General features: G+C 74.2%; 23 protein-coding genes and 3 tRNA genes. 10 read left to right on the top strand and 16 right to left on the bottom strand.

The genetic code is table 11. The features are described 5' to 3' along the window. Positions 1 to 191: 191 nt before the first annotated feature. From IE99_RS0118565 to IE99_RS0118575, 3 genes are all read left to right on the top strand, one after another. Positions 192 to 1,253 (top strand): DUF2637 domain-containing protein, encoded by a 1,062-nt coding sequence (locus tag IE99_RS0118565; RefSeq protein WP_030172047.1) that lies wholly within the window; start codon positions 192 to 194, stop codon positions 1,251 to 1,253. A gap of 99 nt (positions 1,254 to 1,352) precedes the next feature. After that, complete coding sequence (locus IE99_RS0118570) at positions 1,353 to 2,465, top strand: hypothetical protein (RefSeq protein ID WP_030172050.1); 1,113 nt, start codon at positions 1,353 to 1,355, stop codon at positions 2,463 to 2,465. 12 nt (positions 2,466 to 2,477) lie between these two features. Continuing rightward, positions 2,478 to 2,900, top strand: coding sequence for a pyridoxamine 5'-phosphate oxidase family protein (locus IE99_RS0118575; protein ID WP_030172053.1), 423 nt, complete (start codon positions 2,478 to 2,480; stop codon positions 2,898 to 2,900). Position 2,901: 1 nt separating this feature from the next. Here IE99_RS0118575 and IE99_RS0118580 read toward each other — a convergent pair whose 3' ends face one another. The 4 genes from IE99_RS0118580 to IE99_RS0118595 are packed head-to-tail and all read right to left on the bottom strand — an operon-like array spanning position 2,902 to position 5,609. Then, positions 2,902 to 3,534, bottom strand: a complete 633-nt coding sequence (locus IE99_RS0118580; RefSeq protein WP_030172055.1) for an SRPBCC family protein — start codon at positions 3,532 to 3,534, stop codon at positions 2,902 to 2,904. Continuing rightward, positions 3,531 to 3,884, bottom strand: coding sequence for an ArsR/SmtB family transcription factor (locus tag IE99_RS0118585; RefSeq protein WP_030172059.1), 354 nt, complete (start codon positions 3,882 to 3,884; stop codon positions 3,531 to 3,533). Before IE99_RS0118585 ends, IE99_RS0118580 begins: the two co-directional genes overlap by 4 nt. A gap of 43 nt (positions 3,885 to 3,927) precedes the next feature. Next, the gene (locus IE99_RS0118590) at positions 3,928 to 4,521 is read right to left on the bottom strand and encodes a CE1759 family FMN reductase (RefSeq protein ID WP_030172061.1); all 594 of its coding nucleotides are present in this window, start codon (positions 4,519 to 4,521) and stop codon (positions 3,928 to 3,930) included. Next, positions 4,518 to 5,609, bottom strand: coding sequence for an LLM class flavin-dependent oxidoreductase (locus IE99_RS0118595; RefSeq protein ID WP_030172064.1), 1,092 nt, complete (start codon positions 5,607 to 5,609; stop codon positions 4,518 to 4,520). Before IE99_RS0118595 ends, IE99_RS0118590 begins: the two co-directional genes overlap by 4 nt. 117 nt (positions 5,610 to 5,726) lie before the next feature. Here IE99_RS0118595 and IE99_RS0118600 point away from each other — a divergent pair, with 117 nt between their 5' ends. The 6 genes from IE99_RS0118600 to IE99_RS0118625 all read left to right on the top strand — a co-directional run bounded on the left by IE99_RS0118600 (position 5,727) and on the right by IE99_RS0118625 (position 8,289). Beyond that, positions 5,727 to 6,530, top strand: coding sequence for a universal stress protein (locus IE99_RS0118600; protein WP_030172067.1), 804 nt, complete (start codon positions 5,727 to 5,729; stop codon positions 6,528 to 6,530). 109 nt (positions 6,531 to 6,639) lie between these two features. After that, entirely contained in the window at positions 6,640 to 7,602 is a 963-nt protein-coding gene (locus IE99_RS0118605) for a CHAP domain-containing protein (RefSeq protein WP_030172070.1), read from the top strand. Positions 7,603 to 7,639: 37 nt separating this feature from the next. Then, a tRNA-Gly gene (locus IE99_RS0118610) sits at positions 7,640 to 7,712 on the top strand. Positions 7,713 to 7,737: 25 nt separating this feature from the next. Further along, positions 7,738 to 7,808: transfer RNA gene (locus tag IE99_RS0118615), tRNA-Cys, on the top strand. Between the two features lie 12 nt (positions 7,809 to 7,820). Then, positions 7,821 to 7,895: transfer RNA gene (locus tag IE99_RS0118620), tRNA-Val, on the top strand. A gap of 151 nt (positions 7,896 to 8,046) precedes the next feature. Beyond that, complete coding sequence (locus tag IE99_RS0118625; protein WP_030172073.1) at positions 8,047 to 8,289, top strand: hypothetical protein; 243 nt, start codon at positions 8,047 to 8,049, stop codon at positions 8,287 to 8,289. A 36-nt stretch (positions 8,290 to 8,325) separates the two neighbouring features. Here IE99_RS0118625 and IE99_RS0118630 read toward each other — a convergent pair whose 3' ends face one another. From IE99_RS0118630 to IE99_RS0118685, 12 genes are all read right to left on the bottom strand, one after another. Continuing rightward, entirely contained in the window at positions 8,326 to 9,435 is a 1,110-nt protein-coding gene (locus tag IE99_RS0118630; protein WP_051712718.1) for a 4Fe-4S dicluster domain-containing protein, read from the bottom strand. Next, positions 9,432 to 9,896, bottom strand: a complete 465-nt coding sequence (locus tag IE99_RS0118635; RefSeq protein WP_037559690.1) for a hydrogenase maturation protease — start codon at positions 9,894 to 9,896, stop codon at positions 9,432 to 9,434. Before IE99_RS0118635 ends, IE99_RS0118630 begins: the two co-directional genes overlap by 4 nt. After that, positions 9,893 to 11,188 carry a Ni/Fe hydrogenase subunit alpha gene (locus IE99_RS0118640; RefSeq protein WP_030172082.1) on the bottom strand — a complete coding sequence of 432 codons (1,296 nt, stop codon included), beginning with the start codon at positions 11,186 to 11,188 and terminating at the stop codon, positions 9,893 to 9,895. Before IE99_RS0118640 ends, IE99_RS0118635 begins: the two co-directional genes overlap by 4 nt. Then, positions 11,172 to 11,957, bottom strand: coding sequence for an NADH-quinone oxidoreductase subunit B family protein (locus IE99_RS0118645; protein WP_030172085.1), 786 nt, complete (start codon positions 11,955 to 11,957; stop codon positions 11,172 to 11,174). The genes IE99_RS0118640 and IE99_RS0118645 overlap by 17 nt, the downstream gene beginning before the upstream one ends. Positions 11,958 to 11,959: 2 nt before the next feature. Next, complete coding sequence (locus IE99_RS0118650; RefSeq protein ID WP_030172087.1) at positions 11,960 to 12,769, bottom strand: FAD/NAD(P)-binding protein; 810 nt, start codon at positions 12,767 to 12,769, stop codon at positions 11,960 to 11,962. Beyond that, positions 12,766 to 13,254: a cyclic nucleotide-binding domain-containing protein gene (locus IE99_RS0118655; RefSeq protein ID WP_211258852.1), complete on the bottom strand. Its 489-nt coding sequence runs from the start codon at positions 13,252 to 13,254 to the stop codon at positions 12,766 to 12,768. Before IE99_RS0118655 ends, IE99_RS0118650 begins: the two co-directional genes overlap by 4 nt. Beyond that, entirely contained in the window at positions 13,244 to 14,074 is an 831-nt protein-coding gene (locus IE99_RS0118660; RefSeq protein WP_211258853.1) for a DUF6390 family protein, read from the bottom strand. The genes IE99_RS0118655 and IE99_RS0118660 overlap by 11 nt, the downstream gene beginning before the upstream one ends. After that, positions 14,071 to 14,997, bottom strand: coding sequence for a DMT family transporter (locus IE99_RS0118665; protein ID WP_030172096.1), 927 nt, complete (start codon positions 14,995 to 14,997; stop codon positions 14,071 to 14,073). Before IE99_RS0118665 ends, IE99_RS0118660 begins: the two co-directional genes overlap by 4 nt. Then, the gene (locus IE99_RS0118670) at positions 14,994 to 15,230 is read right to left on the bottom strand and encodes a HypC/HybG/HupF family hydrogenase formation chaperone (protein WP_030172098.1); all 237 of its coding nucleotides are present in this window, start codon (positions 15,228 to 15,230) and stop codon (positions 14,994 to 14,996) included. The genes IE99_RS0118665 and IE99_RS0118670 overlap by 4 nt, the downstream gene beginning before the upstream one ends. A 120-nt stretch (positions 15,231 to 15,350) precedes the next feature. Continuing rightward, the gene (locus IE99_RS0118675) at positions 15,351 to 15,794 is read right to left on the bottom strand and encodes a CPBP family glutamic-type intramembrane protease (RefSeq protein WP_030172101.1); all 444 of its coding nucleotides are present in this window, start codon (positions 15,792 to 15,794) and stop codon (positions 15,351 to 15,353) included. Beyond that, positions 15,761 to 16,612 (bottom strand): universal stress protein, encoded by an 852-nt coding sequence (locus IE99_RS0118680; RefSeq protein ID WP_030172104.1) that lies wholly within the window; start codon positions 16,610 to 16,612, stop codon positions 15,761 to 15,763. Before IE99_RS0118680 ends, IE99_RS0118675 begins: the two co-directional genes overlap by 34 nt. Positions 16,613 to 16,674: 62 nt before the next feature. Next, on the bottom strand, positions 16,675 to 16,875 hold the full coding sequence (locus IE99_RS0118685) for a DUF1918 domain-containing protein (protein ID WP_030172107.1): 201 nt from the start codon (positions 16,873 to 16,875) through the stop codon (positions 16,675 to 16,677). Positions 16,876 to 17,042: 167 nt separating this feature from the next. On the opposite strand from IE99_RS0118685, the gene IE99_RS0118690 reads away from it, so the two are divergent. Next, positions 17,043 to 19,658 carry a cation-translocating P-type ATPase gene (locus tag IE99_RS0118690; protein WP_211258854.1) on the top strand — a complete coding sequence of 872 codons (2,616 nt, stop codon included), beginning with the start codon at positions 17,043 to 17,045 and terminating at the stop codon, positions 19,656 to 19,658. Positions 19,659 to 19,842: the final 184 nt, after the last annotated feature.

Consider the following 19,842-nt stretch of genomic DNA (forward strand, 5'->3'; position numbering starts at 1 on the left):
ACATCGACATCTCCCCCTATTTCGGTCGTCACCCGACGGGTTCCCCGGATCGGGCGTTCGATGCCGGACGGGAGGCCCCCGCGAAAGCGGCCACGACACGTACCCGGAATCCACCACGAATAAGCCAAGAAATGGATAGTCTCCCCAGCGATTCGTTTCGATCGCGCAAGGAAACCGGGGGCAACCGCCGCATGAGCGCCGCCAACCGCGCACAGGTCATCACTCGCTGGGGGGCCATCGCCTTCATGGCGGCCGCGGTCATGACCGCGACCGCGGGCGGCTTCGCCCAGTCCTACGCCGGGCTCTACCACTGGGCGCTGGAACACGGCCTGCGCGGCTGGAAGGCCGAGTCCTTCCCCCTCCTGGTCGACCTGTTCATCATCGTCGGGGAGCTCGGCCTGTTCCTGCTCGCCGTGGACGCGTTCGTCCTGCACCGGCGGCAGCTCCTCAGCTGGCTGGACTTCTTCCTGCCGCTGACCATCGCGCTCGCCGGGTGGACCGCCAGCCTCGTCTTCAACGTCGGCCACGTCGGCAACCGGACGTTCTCCTACCAGGCGACCGCCGCCGTCCCGCCGATCGTGTCGATGCTCGGCCTGTTCGTCCTGCTGCGGACCCTGCACCGGTACGTCGCGCAGAAGGAGGCCGAGCCCGAGCCGAAGCAGCCCGAGCCGCAGCCGCGCGCCATCGCCGGGCCGGTCACCCTGCAGCAGATCACGTTCATGCCGGTGCGGCACACCGGGCCGCTGCCGCAGATCCAGGTCCCCGGGCACTCCGGCAAGGCCATCGAGTCCGGCGCCACCGCGCCCGCCGCGGCGGGCGGGCCCGCGCCCGCGCCGGCCGCCGCCGCGCCGGCCGCCGAGCCCGAGCCGGAACTCGCCGTGATGAGCGCCGCCGCGAGCGCCAACGGGCACGGCGCTCTCGGCGGGATCGCGGACGACCCGGCGCCCGCCCCCGCCGAACCCGCCGGGCGCGAGACGACCGCCGAGAACCTGCGCTCGGTCGTCCTGGAGATCCTGGAGCGACGGCACGGCGATATCGCCGGGACGGTCGCCGAGCTCACCGCCGAGGGGTACCACGTCGACGAGGCGGAGATCCGCCGGATCAGCGACAACCACTGGTTCCCGTACGCGGTGTACCGGCTGCTGGCCAAGCACGAGGGCGACGGCGCCCGGGTCGCCCGCGACCTGGACCTCCAAGGCATCTCCTACGACCAGGCGACGCTGGACGCGCTCGTCCGCTCCTGGCGTATGTGACATACCCGCCGATCACGCCGTGTCCGTGTGATCACTGTGCGTCCCGTGCGACGCTGGTATCCGGTCACCATGCCGCGTCCAGTGATGCCGGGAGAGCCCATGAGAACGCATCTCGCCGCGGTGGCCGCCGCGGCCGCCCTCGGCGGTGCCGCCGCCGGGTACCTGATCGCCCCGACGCCCGGGGACGCCGCGGCCCGCGCCGCACGCGACCAGGCCGCGTCCTACCCGGCCGGCGGCACCCGCACGTCACCGGGCGCGGATGAGCCGGGCGCGAACGACGAGCCCCCGAACACGGGTCGGCAGCCGCCGGACACGGGTGGGCAGCCGTCGGAAACGGGTGGGCAGCCGTCGGACACGGATCCCCGCGCGTCGAACGCGAAGCCCCGCACGCCGAAGACGATGCACATCGCGCTGAACATGCCGGCGGGCGACCGCACCCGCGCCGCCGCACTCGGCTACGACCTGTTCGACGCGGCGCCCGACGCGGGCGACCTCGCGGCGCTGCCCCCGGGCGGCCGGGCGCTGCTGTGGGTCGGCAACACCACCTGCGGCGAGTTCGCGATCGCGAGCACGCGGGAGTTCACCGCGACGGTGCGGCGGTTCGCGCGCGACCCCCGCGTCTACGGCTGGTACCTCTCGGACGAGCCGAACCCCGCCGACTGCCCCGGGATCGCCGCGCGGATCCGGAAGCGCGCCGACATCGTCCACCGGCACGCGCCCGGCCAGAAGGCGTTCGCGTCGCTCACCGACTGGCCCATGCGGGCGCTGCGCCCGGACGTGACGCACCTCGACCTGATCGGTCTCGACCCGTACCCGTGCCGCACCGACCGCGCGTGCGACCTGGACGACATCGACCGGATGGTGCGCCAGGCCGACCGGGCCGGGTTCCCCCGCCGGATGATCGTCCCGGTGTTCCAGACGTTCGGGCAGGAGTGCAACAGCGGCGCCCGCCAGTGGCGGCTCCCCCGGGCCGGCGAACTCCGCGCGATGCTGAGGCGGTGGGACCGGTTCGTCCGCGACCCGGCCTTCGACATCAGCTATTCGTGGGGCCGCCAGCGCAGGTGGGCGTGCCCGACGCTCGCCGACGCGGACGGCGACGACGGCCTGCCCGACCTCCAGTCCGTCATGAGGAGGCACAACACGCGCCCCGCCGCCGCCCGGACGTCCGCGCCGAGTCCGGCCCCCACCGGGCCGTGCGTGGACGAAGACTGACATCCTGCCGGAATGCAGGAGACCAGGCGGCACGATCTCGACCTCACCGACGCGCGGCTGCTCGCGTTCTGGCGCGACCGGCACCTGTGCACGCTGGTGACGCTCCGCCCGGACGGCACTCCGCACGCCGTGCCCGTCGGCGCCACGCTGGACGCCGACGCCGGCGTCGTCCGCGTCATCTCGTCGGGCACCTCCGCGAAGGCCCGGCACGTCGCCGCGTGCGCGGATCCCGCCGGGCTGCCCGTCGCGGTGAGCCAGGTGGACGGGCGGCGCTGGTCGACGATCGAGGGCCGGGCCGTGCTGCGCACCGACCCGGCCGCGGTCGCCGACGCCGAGCGCCGCTACACCGAGCGGTACAAGCCGCCCCGGCCGAACCCGGCCCGCGTCGTCATCGAGATCACGATCAGCCGGATCCTCGGCAACCTGCCCGCCTGAGTCACGCGGCGCCGGTGTAGGCCGCGATCGTGCGCTCCGCGGCGGCCCGCGCGGACGCCTCGTCCGCGCCGGACGCGGCGTCGGCGGCGGCCCACGCCTCGCCGCTCAGCCGCGTGAACTCCTTGCCCTCGTCCGACATGGCCCATTGCGGGCCCATCTCGGCGGCGGGCCGGGCCCGTCCCGACTCCAGGTGCAAGGAGAGGCCGAGGACGCCCATGTCCCAGCCGATGCCGACGGCGGCCGGGCCGAACTCGTCCCAGCGGTCGTCGACGTGCGCGATGTGCTCCAGTTCGAACCGGGTGCGGCCGCCCTCCTCGGGGACGAGGCGCACCTCGACCCAGCTGACCTGGCCGCCGTACTCCCATGTCGCCGCGTACGACTTCGGCGGGTCGCAGCGCTCGATCACCCCGCCCGCGTTGCCCTCGAACTGGAACCGGCCGCCCTCCCGCAGATCGCCCGAGACGGGCAGGAACCAGCGCGGGATGCGCTCGGCGCTGGTCACGGCGTCCCACACGTCCTCGACGTCGGCGTCGTAGACCCGGCTGACCGTCACGGTCTTCGCCGTGCCCGCCTCCAGGACGCGCTCGCCGACCCGGCGCCGCACCGCGGTGATCTGCCCGCTGACCTCGATCATGACTCGCTCTCCGTTCGCTCGGCCTGCCTGCGCGCACGCCTGCCCCGCACGAGCTCGGTGCCCAGGGCGTCGAGATGCGGCGTCCAGTACCGGCGGAACCGGTCCAGCCACGCGTCGATCTCCTGGAGGGGCGCGGGGTCGACGGCGTAGAGCCGCCGCGTCCCCTCGGCCCGGACCACCGCGAACCCGGCGTCCCGCAGCACCTTCAGATGCTGCGAGACGGCCGGCTGGGAGATCCCGAACTCCGCGCGGACGACCTCCGCGACGGCGCCGGAGGTGCGCTCCCCGTCGGCGAGCAGCTCCAGGATCCGGCGCCGGACGGGGTCGCCCAGCACGTCGAAGGCGTGCACGGAGCCCAAGATACAGTCTCCATTTATATAAGGCCAGTCTTAATCAACTGGCGAGCAGCGTCGCGAAGTCGACGGGCGAATCGTACGGGTCGTCCTTCGCGCGGGGCGGGGCCGCCCGGATCATCGCGGCCAGCTCGGCGCCGGCGCGGGCGACGCGTCCGGCGAGGGCGTCGTCGCCGCCGCCCGCCCAGTCCTCGGACGCCGCGTAGACGGCGGTCGCGGCGGGCCGCGCCCGCAGGTACCCGAACAGCGGCCGCAGCGCGTGGTCGAGGACGAGGGAGTGCCGCGCCGTACCGCCGGTCGCGCCCAGGAGCACGGGCATGCCGTCCAGCGAACCCCGTTCGAGGACGTCGAAGAACGCCTTGAACAGCCCGCTGAAGGACGCGTTGAACACGGGCGTCACGGCGATGAGGCCCGCGGCCCCCGTCACGGTCTCGACGGCGGCGCGGAACTCTCCGGTCGGGAAGCCGGTCAGCGTCGCGTCGACCACGGCGTGCGCGTGGTCGCGGAGCTCCACCGTCTCCACGGTGACACCGGGGCCGAGCGCCTCGGACGTCGCGGCGGCGAGCCGGTCGGCGAGCAGCCGCGTGCTGGAAGGCCGGCCGAGACCGGCGGAGACGACGGCGAGGGCGCTCATCGGACGGCCTCCACGTCCCTCTTCGCCACCAGGTCGTCGTGCCCCGGCGGGTCCGACGGGACGTGCTCGGGGCGGCGCGCCTCGAACTCCCTGCGCAGCACCGGGACGACCTCCTCGCCCAGCATGTCGATCTGCTCCAGGACGGTCTTCAGCGGCAGCCCGGCGTGGTCGACGAGGAACAGCTGCCGCTGGTAGTCGCCGAAGGAGTCGGCGAACGCCAGCGTCTTCTCGATCACCTGCTCCGGGCTGCCGACGGTGAGCGGCGTCTCGGCGGTGAACTCCTCCAGCGACGGCCCGTGCCCGTACACGGGCGCGTTGTCGAAGTAGGGGCGGAACTCCCGGACGGCGTCCTGCGAGTTCCGCCGCATGAACACCTGGCCGCCGAGCCCGACGATCGCCTGGTCGGCGGCGCCGTGCCCGTAGTGCTCGTACCGCCGCCGGTACAGGCCGATGAGCCGCTGGAAGTGCTCCTTCGGCCAGAAGATGTTGTTCGCGAAGAACCCGTCGCCGTAGTAGGCGGCCTGCTCGGCGATCTCCGGGCTGCGGATGGAGCCGTGCCACACGAACGGCGGGACCCCGTCCAGCGGGCGCGGCGTCGAGGTGAACGACTGCAGCGGCGTCCGGTACCTGCCCTGCCAGTCGACGACGTCCTCCCGCCACAGCCGGTGCAGGAGCCCGTAGTTCTCGACGGCGAGCGGGATGCCGTCCCGGATGTCCTTGCCGAACCAGGGGTAGACGGGGCCGGTGTTGCCGCGTCCCATCATGAGGTCGACCCGCCCGCCGGCGAGGTGCTGCAGCATCGCGAAGTCCTCGGCGATCTTCACCGGGTCGTTGGTGGTGATCAGCGTGGTCGCGGTGGACAGCAGCAGCCGCTCGGTGCGGGCCGCGATGTAGCCGAGCATCGTGGTCGGGGACGACGGGACGAACGGAGGGTTGTGGTGCTCGCCGGTGGCGAAGACGTCGAGGCCCGCGTCCTCGGCCCTGAGCGCGATCGCGACCATGGCCCGGATGCGCTCGGCCTCCGACGGCGTGCGGCCTGTCGTCGGGTCCGGCGTGACGTCGCCGACCGTGAAGATCCCGAACTGCATGGCCGTCCCTCCAAATAGTAGAATTTTCAACCATCGTACCGGAACCGGCGCAGCCGGGCGGATATTCCGGCGGCGCCGATCGCGTTCTCGATCCCGGCCTCGGGGAATGTGCACTGCATGATCGGTGAACACGTCCTCGCCGGATACGCCCCGGACGCGGGCGGCCGCGAGGCGCTCGGCCTGGCGCGCGCGATCATCGCGCTGACCGGCGGGCGGCTCAGCGTGGCGACCGTCCACCCGCCGGACCTGCCGGCCGCCGCCGGAGAGGCGCACGCGCTGCTGGAGCAGGCCGCCGACCAGCTCGGCGAGCATCCCGCCGAGCTGATCGCCCAGGAAGGCCGCAGCGTGAGCCGGGGCCTGTCGGTCCTCGCCAGCCGGATCGGCGCCGACCTCATCGTCGTCGGCTCCCCCGAGGGCGGCACCCGGGGCCGGATCGGCGTCAGCGCGACCGCCGACCATCTCCTGCACTCCGCCACCGCGGCGGTGATGCTCACCCCGTCCGGCTACACGCCGCCCGCCGACCTGAACCGGATCACCGTCATGTACGTCCGGCGCCCGCAGTGCGACGACGCGGTGGTGCGCGCCGCGCAGGCCGCCGACATCCTGGACGTCCCGCTCCGGCTGCTCACCCTCGCGCTCGGCGACGCCCCCCTCGAACGCCTCCGGGACGACCTGGCCCTCGCGATCCGGCTCGCCGTCGACTCGGCCGAGCTGCTCCCCGAGGATGTCACCGGCGACCTCGCCGAGGGCGACGACGTGGCCGAGGCCCTGGCCGACACCGACTGGTCGGACGGGGAGATCCTCGTGTGCGCCTCCAGCGAGGACGCCGCGGCCCATCGCGTCTTCCTGGGGGAGGTCGCGCTCAAGGTCCTGCGGGCCGCCCCGTGCCCGGCGACCGTCCTCCCACGGGGCTACTACTGAGTAGTCCGTTTTGACCGGTTCTGCCGAACAAGTTGCCGCCTGCTCTTTACCTCGACTACATTCCGTCGAGATCGTAACGTTACCTTGATCATCCGGGGGCGGGCGCGGGATGGATCCCATCGGCAAGAAACTGCTCGACGTCGCGAAGACCCAGCTCGGCTACACCGAGAAGGGCGACGGCTACACCAAGTTCGGCGAGTGGTACCGCAAGAACGTCGACGGCGACAACGACGCCTACTTCACCACCGCCCCCTGGTGCGACATGTTCCTCGCCTGGGCCGCCGAGCAGGCCGACGTCACCGACCAGGCGGGCCAGTTCGCGTCCACGATCCTGCACGCGAAGTGGTTCGAGAAGAACGACGCCTGGGGCACCGAGCCCGAGCCGGGCGCCATCGTCTTCTACGACTGGAACGGTTCAGGCGACATCGACCAGATCGACCACGTCGGCATCGTCGAGAAGGTCGACGGCAAGACCCTCCACACGATCGAGGGCAACGCCGACGGCTACAAGCTCATGCGCAAGACCCGCGACATGGACACCGTGGTCGGCTTCGGCTACCCGTCCAAGGTCAAGGTCGCCGCCAAGTACACCCCCAAGCACGCCGCCCCCGCCCCCACCGTCGAGAAGATCACGGCCGCCCCCGCCGCCGTCCGCGCGGAGGAGCAGGACACGGGCGGCGCGGCCCCCTCCCCCGTCCCCGTCCAGGAAGTAGTCCTCGGCGGCGTCCTCGCCCTCGTGCTCTGCGGCACCGCCGCGCTCGCCGCCGGCCGCGCCGCCGCCGCGAAGACCCCCACGACGCCCCCCATCCGCGTCCGCAAGCGCGGCAAGCACCACCGTCCCGCGACCCCCGTCGCCCTCCCCGCCGACATCACCCCGGCCGACCTCGACCGCGCCGACGCGGGTACGACGATCATGCCCGCCCTCTCCCTCGCCGCCGCCCACGAGGCCGAGGACCGCGAGTTCTGGGGCCGCATCGCCCACCTGGAGGAGGACCAGGAGCTCTCCTTCTGGAACTCCCTCCACGCCGACGTCGCCGAATCCGGTTACGCAACCACCCCGGAGTTCCGCTAGAGTTGTCATGCGCGCCGGGGGAGACCCCGAGCGGCACGCGGACGTGGCTCAGTTGGTAGAGCATCACCTTGCCAAGGTGAGGGTCGCGGGTTCGAATCCCGTCGTCCGCTCTGAGGGGCCGCAGGGCCTCGCTCTGGTGGAGTGGCCGAGAGGCGAGGCAGCGGCCTGCAAAGCCGTGCACACGGGTTCAAATCCCGTCTCCACCTCACGGCTGGCAAGGGCGATTAGCTCAGTGGGAGAGCGCTACCTTGACACGGTAGAGGTCACTGGTTCAATCCCAGTATCGCCCACCACGCACGACCAGGTCACAGGCCCTGTCTCCGATCATCGAGACGAGGCCTGATGTCATGACCGGGGAGATCTCCGAGGTCCGCCTCCCGTGATCGATCCCCTCCGAGCACCGTCGCCGGATGAGCGCGACTCCGTGCCGGTACCGTGTACCGCATGAGTGCAGAAGAGGCGCAGGCCAAAGTCGAACTCGCCACCACCCGCTACACCAAGGCCAAGGCCGAAGCCGAGGCCGCCCTCGAAGACCTCTTCGACGCCTACGCGGTCGCCGCCCAGGCCGGGCGCACAGCGGACGACCTCGCCAAGAACGGCACCTTCACCGCCTCCTACATCCGCAGGAAGCTCCGCGAGCGCGGCATCGAACCCCGCAAGGGCGGCCCCAAACCGCGAACCCGCTGAGTCCCGCCGTGAGCAGCTCTCCCGGTTTCGGCGGCCTCAGGGGGAGTCGGCTTCGGCTTGCAGGGCGTCCACCTCGGCGGTGATGTCGATGCCCACGGGGCACCAGACGATGCAGCGGCCGCAGCCCACGCAGCCCGAGGACCCGAACTGGTCGTGCCAGGTGCCGAGCTTGTGGGTGAGCCACTGGCGGTAGCGGCTCTTGGCGGACGACCGCACCGCCCCACCGTGCAGGAGCGAGTAGTCGGGGTCGAAGCAGGAGTCCCAGAGCTGCCAGCGTTCGGCGTGGTCGCCCGTGAGGTCGGTCGTGTCGGTGACGCGGGTGCAGAAGCACGTGGGGCACACCATCGTGCAGTTCCCGCAGGTGAGGCAGCGCTGCGCGACGTCGTCCCAGCGCGCGGAGCCGAGACTCCCCGCCATCAGGTCGCGCAGGTCGGGCGCGGGCATCTCCCGGCCCATCCGGCCGGCCGCCGCCGTGACCTCGGCGCGGGCGCGGTCGACGTCGGCGGGCCGCGCGGCGGCGGCGTCCAGGTCGGCGAGGACGGCCGCGCCGGCCTCGGTGCCGATCTCGGCGATGTAGCGGGGGTCGCCGTCGTCGAGTAGTTCGGTGAGCGCGATGTCGTAGCCCGGCCCGGCCTGGGGGCCGGTGCCCATCGACACGCAGAAGCACGTCTCACCGGGTTCGGTGCAGTTGACGGCGATGATGAGCGCGCCCTCGCGCCGGCCCGCGTAGGAGGGGTCGGTGTGGCGGCCGCCCATCAGGACGCGGTCCTGGATCGCGATCGCCCGCAGGTCGCACGGCCGGACGCCGAGGAAGGCGTAGCGAGGCGGGTCGGGGCTGTCGGTGGCGATCTGGAATCCGTCGCCGGTCCGGTCGGCCTCCCACAGCTTCACGCGCGGCCGGTGCAGGAAGGGCTTCCAGGACTGCGGCCCGGCCGAGTGCGCGAAGGCGGCGCGGTCGCTCCGGCGGCGCAGCCGGTAGCCGCCGGGCTCCAGCTCGACCCCCCAGCCGTGGGGAAGATCGTCGGCCGAGGACAGCTCGGCCAGGACGATGGCGCCGTCGCGGACGGTGGGGCCGACGACGGTGCGGCCCGCCCCGTGCAGCGCCTCGAACAGCGGTCCCAGATCGGTGAGCTCCATCGCTTTCATGTCGGGTCCCCCTTCATCACGGGCGCGGGAGCGAGCAGGGCGGTCACGCGGGCCGCGGCGGCGGCGACGCCCGCGGCGACCTGCGGGGTCAGGCCGGCGCCGAGGCCGAAGTCGAGCCCCTCGATGGCCAGGACGCGCAGGCGTCCGGGGAGCCGTCCCACGGCCCGGCCGAGCGCCACGGCCTCGCCGAGGCCGAACGCGTGGCCGCTGACGGCCGGTCCGGCGAGCGCGGCGGCGTCCGCGCCGAGGTCGTGGACGCGGCCGGGGACGGGCGGGTCGGCGCGCACGGCGTCCACGACGATCGCCAGGTCGGCGCCCGCCCACAGCTCGATCAGCCGGGCGGGTTCGCCGTCGGTCACCGCGAGCGTCGCGGCCACCCGCCCGCGGAGCGCGTCGATCACGGCCGGTCCCGCGCCGTCATCGCGGCGGAAGGGGTTGCCGACTCCGATGACGATGGTCATGTCCGCTCCACGGTGAGGTCGAGGAAGTGGGTGGAGCAGGAGATGCACGGGTCGTAGTTGCGGATCGCCTGCTCGCACCGGCGGGTCAGCTCGGCGTCGTCCAAGTGGAGGCGGGCGGCCACGAACCGGCGCAGGTCGTCCTCGATGGCGGTCTGGTTCTGGGAGGTGGGCGGGACGATCCGGGCGGCCGTGATCAGGCCGTCCGCGTCCAGGTCGTAGCGGTGGTAGAGGACCCCGCGGGGCGCCTCGGAGACGCCGTGCCCGGTGCCGGCGCGCGGTTCCACCGGCACCGCCGGGCGGTCCGGGGGCTCGTAGCCGGCGATGAGCCGCAGGGCCTCGTCGACGGCGTAGACGATCTCGACCGCGCGGACGAGGACGCTGCGGAACGGGTTGCGGCACTCGGCGCCGAGCCCGGCGCCGGCGGCGGCCTCCAGCGCGAGCGGTGACAGCAGGTGGCGGTTGAGGGAGTAGCGGGCGAGAGGGCCGGTGAGGTACGTCCCGCCATCGGTGAAGCGGGCGTGCAGGGCGGTGGAGTGCGGCACCTGCTCCTCGGTGATGTGGTCCTCGAACGCCGCCGCGGGGAACGCCCGTCCGGCGCCGCTGCGCAGGTCGCCGCCCTCGATGGGGTACCGGTCGGCAGACAGGGCCAGGTACTCGTGGTCGTGGACGAAGTCGGGGAACTCGAAGCCCGCCGCCCACCGCACGGTGTCGAGCGCGTCGTCCAGGGCGCGGCGCAGCATCTCGGCCAGCGGCGCGAGCTCGGCGCGTGCGGGGACCCGGTAGAAGCCGCCGACCCGGACGTTGACCGGGTGGATCGCCCGGCCGCCGAGGACCTCCATCAGCGTGTTGCCGGCCTTCTTCAGCCGCAGGCCCCGCTCGACGATGTCGCGGTGGTCCCGGGCCAGCTCGACGGCGCCGTGGTAGCCGAGGAAGTCGGGGGCGTGGAGGAGGTAGACGTGCAGCGCGTGGCTCTCGATCCACTCGCCGCAGTACAGCAGCCGGCGCAGGTCCCGCAGCGGGCCGTCCACGGTCGCCCCGCACGCCTCCTCGATCGCCAGGCACGCGCTCGTCTGGTAGGCGACCGGGCAGATCCCGCAGATGCGGGCGGTGATGTCGGGCGGCTCGGTGTGGGCGCGGCCGCGCAGGAACGCCTCGAAGAACCGGGGCGGCTCGTAGATGTCGAGCCGCACCTCCGCGACGTCGCCGCCGCGGACGCGGACGTACAGCGCGCCCTCGCCCTCGACGCGGGCGAGCTCGCCGACCTTCAGCGTCCGGTCATGCCGGTGCGTCATCTCCGGGGCCCTCCGGTACGGCCGCCTCGCGGAACGCGGCGACATTGAACGTGGACAGGACGCGGCGCGTCTCGTCCTCGGTCATGTCCAGCCAGGGCAGCAGCGCGCGGGTGTTGGGGCGGGCGCCGTCCCACGCCGGGGACGGGCCGAAGCATCCGTAGCAGCCGCGCCCGTAGGCGGGGCAGATGGCGCCGCAGCCCGCGTGCGTCACCGGGCCCAGGCAGGGGGTGCCGTGGGCGACCATCACGCAGACGTTGCCGCGGCTCTTGCACTCGAAGCAGACGCTGTGCGCGGGGACGTCGGGCCTGCGGCCGGTGAGGTGCGCCGACAGCACCTCCAGGAGCTGCCGCCGGTCGATCGGGCAGCCGTGCAGCTCGAAGTCGACCGGGACGTGCGCCGCGATCGGGGTCGACTCGGCGAGCGTCGCGATGTACTCGGGGCGGGCGTAGACGACGGAGGCGAACTCGCGGACGTCGGCGAAGTTCCGCAGCGCCTGCACTCCCCCGGCGGTCGCGCACGCCCCGATCGTGATCAGCGTCCGGGACACCGCGCGGACGTGCCGGATGCGGTCCAGGTCGGCGGGCGTGGTGATGGACCCCTCGACCAGCGACACGTCGTACGGGCCCTCGCCCACGGCGCCGGACGCCTCCAAAAAGTGCGCGATCTCCACCCGCCCGGCGAGGGCGAGCAGCTCGTCCTCGCAGTCGAGCAGGGTGAGCTGGCAGCCGTCGCAGGAGGCGAACTTCCACACCGCCAGGGTCGGGGCCATGGTCACAGCTCCCTGACGGTCATGAGCGGGAGCACCCGCTCGTACGGCAGGACGGGGCCGTCCCGGCAGATCAGCAGCGGGCCGAGCTGGCAGTGCCCGCACCAGCCGAGCCCGCAGCGCATGTTGCGCTCCATCGACAGCCGCACATGGGCGGCGGGCAGCCCCCGGCCGATCAGGGCCTGCGCGGTGACCCGCATCATGATCTCCGGGCCGCAGACGAACGCGGCGGCGAGGGCGGGCTCGATGTCGGCGGCGCCGACCAGCCCGGTGATCAGCCCGACATGCCCGGACCAGCCGGGGGCCGGGCGGTCGACCGTGACCTCCACCTGCGCCCCCCGCGCGCGCCACTCGTCGAGCTCGGCCGCGAACAGCAGGTCGTCCGGGGTGCGGGTGCCGATCAGGACGGCGATCCGGCCGTAGGCGTCCCGGTCGGCCAGCGCGGCCAGCACGAGCGGGCGCAGCGGCGCCAGCCCGATCCCGCCGGCGGCCAGCACCAGGTCGCGGCCCTTCGCGGCGTCCAGTTCCCAGCCGGTGCCGAACGGGCCGCGCAGGCCCAGGATCCGGCCGGGCGCCGTCGCGCACACCGCCCGGGTGACCGCGCCGACCGAGCGGACCGTCTGCTCCAGCACCGGACCGGTCCGGCTGACCGAGATCGGCACCTCCCCGACCCCGAACGCGTACATCATCGTGAACTGGCCGGGGGCGGGTTCCGCGATGGGCTCGGCGACGGGTTCCAGCGTGAGCGTCACCGTGTCGGCGAGGTCGGCCCGGCGCGCGGCCACCCGGTACGGGACGGGCGTCATGGGCGTCATGGGCGCTCCCCCGGCCGGGCGTACAGGTCGAGCAGGCGGATCCGGGTGGCGGCCAGCCGGTCCAGCATCAGCGTCCCGAACCGCATGGCGAGGTCGTAGCCGAGGTCGTGGTCGGCGGCGCAGAAGGTCCGGACGAGGCGCCCGTCGAAGCGCAGCGCGTCCACGGGCCCGGTCGCCACGGCGCCGAACCGCCAGCGGTGCGGCGGGAACAGCCATGACCAGCCGAGGACGGACGAGGCGGCCAGCGTCTCCACGATCACCGTTCCCCGGCCGGGAACGGACATGTCCAGGGCGACGGTGCCGGAGCGCAGCAGCCAGAAGTACTCGGCGACCTCGTGCTCCTCGAAGATGCGGCGGCCGGCGGGGATCTCCTCGACCGCCGCCGCCGTCGCCAGCCGGGCGACCCGGCTCCCGGCCACCCCGTGGAAGAACGGATGCCGGGCCACCTCGGCGGCCGTGACGCGTCCCATACCCTCAGCGGACACCGCTCGCCCTCCCCTCGGGCAGTGCTGAACGGCCCGTCCGGGCCGCCGGACGTCCCCCGGCGCCGGCGTGCCGCGCCGCCCCGTCCAGGATCGGGGCCGGGCGGGGCGCGGCGTTGACCACGGCGAGCTGGGCCGCGGTGTAGTGGCGGAGCCGGGCCAGGCCCCGGGGGCCGAGCCGGTGGCATATCCAGTCCCAGTGCAGGGCGACGGCGTCGCCGGGCAGGGCGCGCACGCCGGGTCCCTGCCGCACCCGCTCGGTCCGGGGACCGCCGAGCGCCAGCCCGATCCCGTTCCATTCCAGGGCCCGGGAGCGGACGGTCGCGGTCGCGCCGTCCACGGCCGTCACCCGTCCCCATCTGATGCGGCAGCGGTCGAGGACCCGCAGCGGCTCCCCCTCGAACCCGGCGCGCAGGAGCCCGACCCACGGGTACACGCCGAACACGTGGAAGTTGTGGTGGGGGCGGCCCCCGGCCATGGCCAGGGCCGCCAGGTCGGTCCAGTGCCGGCCGGCGCGGGCCCGGAACCTGTCCTCCAGGTGGGCGGCCAGCAGCGCGGGCCGCACCCGCTCCAGGGGTCGGCCGCCGATCCAGTAGGCGCCGACCACCCGGGCGTCCAGCGGGTCGCCGATGCGCGACGCCGCCGCGATGAGCCGCAGGTACGGCCAGGCCCCGGAGAATCCGGCGGCGAGCTCCACGAGCCCCCGGTCGCAGACCCCCGCCTCGGCGTAGTCGCCGACCGCGCCGCTGTCGGCGGGACCGCAGTACCCGAGCCGGTTCGGCGGGAAGGCGAACCGGGCGAACAGCACCGGCCCGGGGATCATGCCGCCGCCTCGTCCGGAGGTGTCCTTCTCCGCGCCGTCCCGGCCAGCACGACCAGCACCGCGCCGGTCAGGAGCATGGCCAGGCCGCCGGTCTCGGTGGCGGAGGGCGCGAGTCCCGTGTCGGCCGCCGCCAGGGCGGCCGTCACCAGTGCCGCGACGCTCAGCACCGCGGTCACGTCCACGGCCGGGGCGAGCGAGAGGGCCGAGTACCAGCAGGCGACGTATCCCGCGAGGACCAGCCCGGTCGCCGCCGCCCACGTCCACGCCTCGGCGTCCAGTCCCGCCAGCGTCGACCAGCGGCCGCTGACGGCCGCCCACGCGAGGAGCAGCAGCGACCCGAGCACCATCCGGGCGGCGCCGAGCGACACCGGCGGCACCTCCCCGAGCAGCCGCTTCACCACGATCACCTCGACCGCCCAGAGCAGTGTCGCCGCGAGGATCAAGGTCTCGCCCGTCCCGATCCGGAGGCCCGCGAGCCCCCCGTCGGCGACCGCCTGGCCCGCCACCAGCAGGGCGACGGCGGCGACGTGCGGCGCGCCGAGCCGCTCGCCCAGCAGGGGCACGGCGAGCAGGGCCACCCAGATCACCAGGGTCTTCTGCAGGAACGCCGCGTGCGTGGACGACTCCCGCGCCAGTCCCTCGAAGAAGAGGACGAAGGGGACGCTCCCGCCGATCACCCCGACGGCGGCGGTGGCGGCGAGCACGCCGGGGCTGCGCGGCAGCCGGGCCCCGCGTCCTGCCTGGCCGCGCGGCAGGGCGAGCGCCACCGGGATCAGGACCACGGCCGCGACGAGGTTCTTCGCGGTGGTGTAGACGGTGGCCTCCCCCACCGCCCGCACGCCCTTCGCGTTCAGGAAGACCGCCACCCCGCTGATCACGGCCGTGACGACGGCGATGCCGATTCCGCGCGCCCAGGGGGTCATGGCAGCCGCCCGTCCGCTTCCCGCCGCCACCGCAGGTGTTCCGCGGCCTCGTCCTCGCCGAGCCTGCGGACCGCGATGCCGCTGTGCGCGGCCAGCCAGTCGCCGGGCGCCAAGGGGACGCCCTCCGCGTCCAGGACGACCAGGGAGACCGACCTCTCGATCCCCTCGAATACCGCGACGGCGGTACCGTCCCCGCTCAGGGCCGAAACCCGACCGATCTGTTCGAGGCACACCCGTGCCACCCCCTCGCCGTGGGGTCTCATTCCATGGCATCGCATTCCGTACCCACGACCAAGGGTCAAAAGTCCCCCCATTCCCGGCGCGGTTCGGTCAGGGCGGAACGCGCGCCCCAGTCACCGCGGGGCGGGCTGCTCCCGCCGCGCGACGAGCACGCCGCCGCCGCGCACGACCTCCAGGACGATCAGTACGACGGCCTGGACGATGACCACCGTCGTGACCGCGGCGGCAACGCCGCCGCGCGCGGCGAGGGTGGCCGAGCCCAGGTTGTAGGTCGCGTGCCAGCAGGCCACGGCCAGCACGCTCCCGGTGCGGTCGTAGAGCCACGCGAGGACGACCGCGCCGCTGAACATGCCGATCAGGAACCCGACGAGGGTCGCCGGGCCGAAGCCCCGGAACGACTCCAGCAGCCAGAACAGCGGAAGGTGCAGCGGCCGAAGGGCCCCCGGGCTCGGGACGGCGGTCCTCGGCGCGAGCCGCCCCGGCCGTCCGCGGCCCCCGGGGGCGATATGGCGGCGCCCCCTCCTCAGCCCGGGTCCGGGACGACCGCGACGGGGCACCGCGCGTGGTGGACCGTGCCGTGCCCGACGGACCAGAACCGGGGCATGACCCGGCTGTGCGGATGCTCGCCGACGACGACCAGGCAGGCGTTGCGCGAGGCGTTCACCAGCGCGGTCACCGGATGCTCCAGCACCACCTCGTCGACCGCGTCGACGCCGGGGTGGTGGTCGCGCAGCGGCGCGTACGCCGCGGCGACGCGCGAGCGCAGCTCCGCCTCCATCGTCTCCACGTCCGGGGTGGCCCCGACCTCGGCGGCGGTCGGGTAGACCTGCCAGGCGTGCACGATCCGGAGGCGGGCCCCGCGGACGGACGCGGTCTCGAACGCGTACCGCAGGGAGTTCCCGGGGTTCCGGTCCAGGTCCAGCCCGACGACGACCTCGCCCCGATCGTCGGTCTCCCCCCGCACGATGACGACCGGGATCTCGGAGTGGGCGACCGCCTTCAGGCCGGTGGAGCCCAGCAGCAGGTCCGCGAATCCGCCGTGCCCTCGGCTGCCCAGCACGAGCTCGAACGCGCCCTCCGACTGTTTCCGCAGGGCGGCGGCGGTGTCCTCGGTGGCGAGGGCGGTGGTGGTTTCCAGTGCGGGGTGGCGCGTCCGGACGCGACGCTCCGCGTCCTCGAGGACCCTGAGGCCCGCACGGCGGACACGCTCCCCCGCGTCGGGCGGCGCGAGGCGCGGGACCTTGAGCGGCCACCCCTCCACGGCGTGGACGATGTGCAGGCGCCCGCCGCGCCGCACGGCCTCGCCGGCGGCCCAGTCGACGGCGAGGTCCGCGCAGTCGGATCCGTCGGTTCCGACCACGATCAGATCGGGCATGATGCCTCCTCACTGGTCCGCCCGCGGCGGGGCGCCGGGCGATGGTCTCGTCGCCGTCCGGGTCAGTGGGACCTGGACTCCCGGTGCCGTTCGATCACGGCGTCCGCGGCGGGGAAGAAGGTGCTGCTGTGCCCGTCGTCCCACTCGACCACGTACGGTGGCTCGCCGTCGCCGCCGTGCACCTCGACGATCAGTGCCTTGCGGTCGGGCTCCCCCACGTGGTGCCCTCGGACGATCACCCAGTCGCCCACGTTCGCCTTCATGGCCCCTCCTCGAGGTCCGTGTCGCCGCCACCTTCGACTGTGCGCCCGGTGGAAAGAGCGCGTCAGGGTCGAAGGTCCCCGGAACTCCGGCGACCATGCCGAAGGTCCCGTCCGGACCGGGGCTTGCGCCCCTACGTACGCCCCGGGGACGGGAAGAGGCTGGTCCCATGGCCACGATGACGACGACGCCGCCCGCCCGTCGGGGGCTGACGTCGGACGAGGCCGCCGCCAGGCTGCGGCGGGACGGGCCGAACGCGCTGCCCGCCGAGCGGCCTCCCTCTCCCCTGGTGTCGCTGGCCAGGCAGATGGTGCACTTCTTCGCGCTGCTGCTGTGGGCGGCGGCCGGGCTGGCCTATGTGGGCGGTATGCCGCAGCTCGCGGTGGCCATCGCCGTCGTCGTTGTTCTCAACGGCGTCTTCGCGTTCGCCCAGGAGTACCGCGCCGAGCGGGCGGGCCGGCGCCTGCGCGAGCTGCTGCCGGCGCGGGTGGCCGTCCGCCGGGACGGGCACCGCACGGTGATCGACACCATGGGCCTCGTCGCGGGGGACGTCGTCCTGCTGGAGGCGGGCGACCGGGTCTCCGCCGACCTCGAGCTCCTGGAGGCGCACTCCCTGGCGGTCGACGAATCGATGCTCACGGGCGAGAGCGTGCCGGTGCGGCCCGAGACCGGCGCTCCCGTGCACGCGGGGACGTTCGTGACCGAGGGCGAGGGCGAGGCCCGCGTGGCCGCGACGGGGAGCCGGACCCGGCTGGCGGGCATCGCCGCCCTGACCCGTTCCGCGCGCAGGCGCCCGAGCCCGCTGGCGCTCCAGCTGCACCGGGTCGTGCTGACCGTCGCGGTGATCGCGGTCGCGGTCGGCGCGACGTTCTTCGGCGCCGCCGTGCTGATCGGGCTGGAGCCCGGCACGGGGTTCCTGCTGGCCGTGGGCGTGACCGTCGCGCTGGTGCCGGAGGGGCTGCTGCCGACCGTGACGCTGTCCCTGGCCCGCGCCGCGCAGCGGATGGCCGGACGCAACGCGCTCGTCCGGCGGCTGGAGGCGGTGGAGACCCTGGGCTCCACCACGTTCATCTGCACCGACAAGACCGGCACGCTGACGCGCAACGAGATGACGGCCGTGCGGATCTGGACGCCGTCGGGGACGGTGACCGCGGAGGGCAGCGGGTACTCCGCCGAAGGCCGGCTGGCCGGCGGGCCCGACGCCGTCGACGCGGTCCGCAGGCTCGCCGTCAGCGCCTACCGCTGCTCCACCGGGCGGGCCCGGCTCCAGGACGGCCACTGGCGGGCGGTCGGCGACCCGATGGAGGCGGCCCTGCACACCCTCGCGCTCCGGGCCGGAGCCGATCTGCCCGACGAGGCCGAAGAGCGCCGCTACCCCTTCGACCCGCAGCGCCGCAGGTCGTCCTCCCTCACCGGCAGCGGACTCCACGTCAAGGGCGCCCCCGACGCGGTTTTGCCGCGCTGCGCGCCCGTGCCCGGCGCCGAGGACGCCCTCGCCGCCATGACCGGGCGGGGCCTGCGCGTCCTCGCGGTCGCCGTCCGCCGGCCCGAGGACCTGCCGGACGACCTGCCCGCCGACGCCGACGGGGCGGAGCGCGAGCTGACGCTGCTGGGGCTGGTCGGGCTGGAGGACCCACCCCGGGACGACGTCGCCGGCGCCATCGCGTCCTGCCACCGGGCGGGCATCCGGCTCGCCATGATCACCGGAGACCATCCGGCGACGGCCCGCGCCATCGCCGCCGAGGTCGGGCTGGCGGGCCCGGACGCCCTGGTGGTGACGGGCGCCGAGCTGCCGGACGACGAGGTCGAGCTGGGACGCCTGCTGGACCGCGACGGCGTCGTCGTCGCCCGCGTCACCCCCGAGGACAAGCTCCGGATCGCCAAGGCCCTGCAGGCACGCGGGCACGTGGTGGCGATGACCGGCGACGGCGTCAACGACGGCCCGGCGCTGCGGCAGGCCGACATCGGGGTGGCGATGGGCGCGTCCGGCACCGACGTCGCCCGCGAGGCCGCGGACCTGGTCCTGCTGGACGACCACTTCGCCACGATCGTCGGCGCCGTGGAGCTCGGCCGGGCGACCTTCTCCAACATCCGCCGCTTCCTGACCTACCACCTCACCGACAACGTCGCCGAGCTGGTGCCGTTCGTGGCGTGGGCGGCGACCGGCGGGCAGCTCCCCCTCGCGCTCGGCGTGCTGCAGATCCTCGCGCTGGACATCGGCACCGACATCCTGCCCGCTCTCGCGCTGGGGGCCGAACCCGCCGGGCCGCGCACGATGGAGGGCCGCGCCCGCAGGGACCGCTTGATCGACCGCGGCGTGCTCGGCCGGGCCTTCGGCGTCCTCGGTCCCGTCGAGGCGGCCGTGACCATGGCCGCGTTCGCCGCCGTCCTGCTCGCCGGGGGCTGGAGCTGGGGCGAGACGCCCTCCGCCGGCCTGCTGTTCACCGCGTCCGGCACCGCGTTCGCCACCGTGATGCTCGGGCAGATGGCCGCCGCGTTCTCCTGCCGCAGCGAGTCGCGGTGGGCCGGGCGCCTCGGCTGGAAGGGCAACCCGCTGCTGCTGGGGGCGGCCGGGATCGACCTGGTGCTGATGTTCGTCTTCCTCGGCGTGCCGCCGGTCGCCGACGTGCTCGGTGGCGGGTTCCCGTCGCTGCTCGGCTGGCTGGTCGCCCTCGGCGTGATCCCGGCCGTCCTGCTCGCGGACGCCGCCGCCAAGGCCGTCCGGGCCAGGAGGGCCGCGGCCGCCACGGCGGGCGGCGCCGCGGAGGTCCTCTCGAACCGGTGAGACCCGGCCGGTGCCCGGCTCGGCGGTGCGCGGGCTCGCCGAACAGCCACCCGGCGAGGCGGTCCGCGATCGCGGGCTCACCGCGCCCCCGGGTCCGGACGACGAGGCGCGTCCCGCCGTCCGGCAGGGGCCGCAGGTGGAACGCCCAGATCCCGTCGGTGTACGCCTTGGGGCGCGGCCCCCG

The organism is Spirillospora albida (genome assembly GCF_000718255.1).
In the GTDB taxonomy this organism is placed as follows: domain Bacteria; phylum Actinomycetota; class Actinomycetes; order Streptosporangiales; family Streptosporangiaceae; genus Spirillospora; species Spirillospora albida.

Excerpts from the sequence above, each read along its gene's own strand:
- IE99_RS0118650 (WP_030172087.1), bottom strand. The coding sequence starts at position 12,769 with ATGACGCCCATGACGCCCGTCCCGTACCGGGTGGCCGCGCGCCGGGCC.
- IE99_RS0118660 (WP_211258853.1), bottom strand. The coding sequence starts at position 14,074 with ATGATCCCCGGGCCGGTGCTGTTCGCCCGGTTCGCCTTCCCGCCGAAC.
- IE99_RS0118680 (WP_030172104.1), bottom strand. The coding sequence starts at position 16,612 with ATGCCCGATCTGATCGTGGTCGGAACCGACGGATCCGACTGCGCGGAC.
- IE99_RS0118575 (WP_030172053.1), top strand. The coding sequence starts at position 2,478 with ATGCAGGAGACCAGGCGGCACGATCTCGACCTCACCGACGCGCGGCTG.
- IE99_RS0118690 (WP_211258854.1), top strand. The coding sequence starts at position 17,043 with ATGGCCACGATGACGACGACGCCGCCCGCCCGTCGGGGGCTGACGTCG.
- IE99_RS0118580 (WP_030172055.1), bottom strand. The coding sequence starts at position 3,534 with ATGATCGAGGTCAGCGGGCAGATCACCGCGGTGCGGCGCCGGGTCGGC.
- IE99_RS0118605 (WP_030172070.1), top strand. The coding sequence starts at position 6,640 with ATGGATCCCATCGGCAAGAAACTGCTCGACGTCGCGAAGACCCAGCTC.
- IE99_RS0118600 (WP_030172067.1), top strand. The coding sequence starts at position 5,727 with ATGATCGGTGAACACGTCCTCGCCGGATACGCCCCGGACGCGGGCGGC.
- IE99_RS0118630 (WP_051712718.1), bottom strand. The coding sequence starts at position 9,435 with ATGAAAGCGATGGAGCTCACCGATCTGGGACCGCTGTTCGAGGCGCTG.
- IE99_RS0118570 (WP_030172050.1), top strand. The coding sequence starts at position 1,353 with ATGAGAACGCATCTCGCCGCGGTGGCCGCCGCGGCCGCCCTCGGCGGT.
- IE99_RS0118595 (WP_030172064.1), bottom strand. The coding sequence starts at position 5,609 with ATGCAGTTCGGGATCTTCACGGTCGGCGACGTCACGCCGGACCCGACG.
- IE99_RS0118635 (WP_037559690.1), bottom strand. The coding sequence starts at position 9,896 with ATGACCATCGTCATCGGAGTCGGCAACCCCTTCCGCCGCGATGACGGC.
- IE99_RS0118640 (WP_030172082.1), bottom strand. The coding sequence starts at position 11,188 with ATGACGCACCGGCATGACCGGACGCTGAAGGTCGGCGAGCTCGCCCGC.
- IE99_RS0118590 (WP_030172061.1), bottom strand. The coding sequence starts at position 4,521 with ATGAGCGCCCTCGCCGTCGTCTCCGCCGGTCTCGGCCGGCCTTCCAGC.
- IE99_RS0118565 (WP_030172047.1), top strand. The coding sequence starts at position 192 with ATGAGCGCCGCCAACCGCGCACAGGTCATCACTCGCTGGGGGGCCATC.
- IE99_RS0118685 (WP_030172107.1), bottom strand. The coding sequence starts at position 16,875 with ATGAAGGCGAACGTGGGCGACTGGGTGATCGTCCGAGGGCACCACGTG.
- IE99_RS0118665 (WP_030172096.1), bottom strand. The coding sequence starts at position 14,997 with ATGACCCCCTGGGCGCGCGGAATCGGCATCGCCGTCGTCACGGCCGTG.
- IE99_RS0118645 (WP_030172085.1), bottom strand. The coding sequence starts at position 11,957 with ATGGCCCCGACCCTGGCGGTGTGGAAGTTCGCCTCCTGCGACGGCTGC.
- IE99_RS0118625 (WP_030172073.1), top strand. The coding sequence starts at position 8,047 with ATGAGTGCAGAAGAGGCGCAGGCCAAAGTCGAACTCGCCACCACCCGC.